This window comes from Rhodanobacter caeni, assembly GCF_039523575.1.
GTDB classification, from domain to species: domain Bacteria; phylum Pseudomonadota; class Gammaproteobacteria; order Xanthomonadales; family Rhodanobacteraceae; genus Rhodanobacter; species Rhodanobacter caeni.
The window spans coordinates 1-1,829 of the sequence record NZ_BAAAFO010000010.1; the positions used below are offsets into that span (position 1 = coordinate 1).

A 1,829-nucleotide genomic window follows, 5' to 3' on the forward strand; every position below is an offset into this window, starting at 1 on the left:
GTTTCGGCCTGACCAACAGCCAGTCGCTGGCGGTCGCCGGCCCGGTCAATGGCGGCGCCAGCACGACGCTGGCCACCTCGGCCGGCAACCTGGCGATCAACGGTGCGGTGAGCGGCACCACCACCGCGTTCGACGTGGCCGGCAACATCAGCCAGGGCGCCGGCAGCGTCATCACGGCCAATACCCTGCGCGGCAACGCCGGCGGCGCCGTGGCGCTCGGCGGCAACAACCGCATCGACACGCTGGGCGATGTCAACGCGGCCGGCTTCAGCCTGAAGAACGTGCAGGACCTGACCGTCGCCGGTGCCGTCAACGGCGGCGCCAGCGCAGGCCTGGCCACGACGGGCAACCTGGTCATCAACGGCACGCTCACCGGCGCCACCACCACGCTCGACGTGACCGGCGCCATCAGCGAGGCCAGCACGGGCAGCATCGTCGCCGGCACGCTCAAGGGCGATACCAGCGGGGCGGTGAGCCTTACCGGCAACAACCGCGTCGGCGCGCTGGGCGATTTCAGCGCGGCCTACCTCAACCTGCGCAATGCGCTGTCGCTGACCGTGGCCGGCACGGTGAACGGCGGTACCAGCACCACGCTGACCACCACCAGCGGCGACCTGACGATCAATGGCGCGCTCAAGGGCACGGCCATGACGCTCGACTCCGCCGGTGCGATCGGCCAGGGCAGCCACGGCGTGATCACCGCCGCCACGCTGAGCGGGCGCTCCACCGGCGTCACCGCGCTCAACGGTGCCAACCATGTCGGCACCCTGGGCAGCTTCGCCGCGGCGGGCCTCGACCTGACCAACGCGCAGGCGCTGGCCGTCAACGGCCCGCTGACGATCGCCAACGGCGGCCGCCTGCACCTGACGACGACGTCCGGCCTGCTGTCGGTCAACACCGCGTTGCGCGGTGGCGACGTGGCCCTGGATTCCGCCGGCGACCTGACGCTGACCCAGGCGGTGCAGGGCGACACGGTGACGCTGGTTTCGGGCGGCAACATCAGCCAGAGCGCCGGCATCATCACCGCCGGCACGCTGAGCGGCAGCGCCGCGGACGGCGTCGCGCTGGGCCAACTCAATCAGGTTGCCGCGCTGGGCAATTTCGACGCCGACGGTTTCAGCCTGACCAACGGCGCCGCCCTGGTCGTCAGCGGCGTGGTCGATGGCGGCAGCAGCACCGCGCTGACCACCACGACTGGCAACCTGACGGTCAACGGTACGCTCAAGGGCACGGCAGTCACGCTCACTTCCGCGGCGGCGATCGGCGAAGGCGGTTCCGGAGTGATCGAGGCGGGCACGCTGACCGGCAGTTCGCAGGGCAACACCGTGCTGGGCGGTGCCAACCTGATCGACACGCTCGACAGTTTCGACGCGGCCAACCTCACCTTCGTCAATGCGCAGGACCTGGCGGCGAACGGCCCGCTGACGACGGCGGGCGACGCCGGCACCATCAGCCTGAAGACGAGCAGCGGCACCTTGAGCGTGAACAGCGACCTGACGGCGTCGGCCGTTGCGCTGAATTCGGCCGACGACCTTGCGTTGGCCCACGATATCGATGCCTCGGCGGTGTCGCTGGCCGCTGGCGGCGACATCAGCCAGAGCGCCGGCGTCATCACGGCGGGCACGTTGACCGGCCAGTCGATAGGCACCACCACCCTGGGTGGCGCCAACCTGATCGGCACACTGGGTAGTTTCAAGGCGACCAACTTCAGCCTGGTCAATGCCGCGGGGTTGTCCGTCAACGGCCCGCTGCAGATCACCAGCCCCAGTGGCGGCGTCAGCCTCAAGACGACGGCGGGGATACTGAAGGTCAATTCGGTGCTGAGCGCA

Annotated in this window: 1 protein-coding gene; it reads left to right on the forward strand. The window is 69.8% G+C overall.

Annotated features, from left to right (window positions below; translation table 11 throughout):
• Positions 1-1,829: beta strand repeat-containing protein (locus ABD017_RS16725; protein WP_343883957.1), on the forward strand; the 1,829-nt coding region annotated here is incomplete at both ends.